This window comes from Pseudomonas viridiflava (assembly GCF_900602065.1).
Taxonomy (GTDB): Bacteria; Pseudomonadota; Gammaproteobacteria; order Pseudomonadales; family Pseudomonadaceae; genus Aquipseudomonas.
Genome location: NZ_UWFN01000318.1, coordinates 1 through 284 on the forward strand (window position 1 = coordinate 1; position 284 = coordinate 284).

1 protein-coding gene is annotated in these 284 nt (G+C 60.6%); it reads left to right on the top strand.

Annotated features, from left to right (window positions below; all coding sequences use genetic code 11):
• Positions 1–284 (top strand): tRNA-dihydrouridine synthase (locus EE949_RS24355; protein ID WP_206335720.1); only part of this gene is annotated, 284 nt, incomplete at both ends.

Below are 284 nucleotides of genomic sequence, written 5' to 3' on the forward strand. Positions count from 1 at the left end.
GGCCACCGGAGCGGACGGGTTACTGATTGGCAGGGCAGCCCAGGGGCGGCCGTGGATTTTTCGCGAGATAGAACACTACCTGCGTACCGGAGAGAAACTCCCGGCGCTGCAGCTCGGTGAAGTGGAGCGGATCCTGCTGGAGCATCTGGCAGCGCTTCATGTTTTCTATGGCGACGTGATGGGCGTGCGAATTGCACGCAAACATGTCGGCTGGTATCTCGCAACCTTGCCGGGCGCCAGGGAGTTTCGCGCCCGATTCAATCGATTGGAAGAGACGGAAGCAC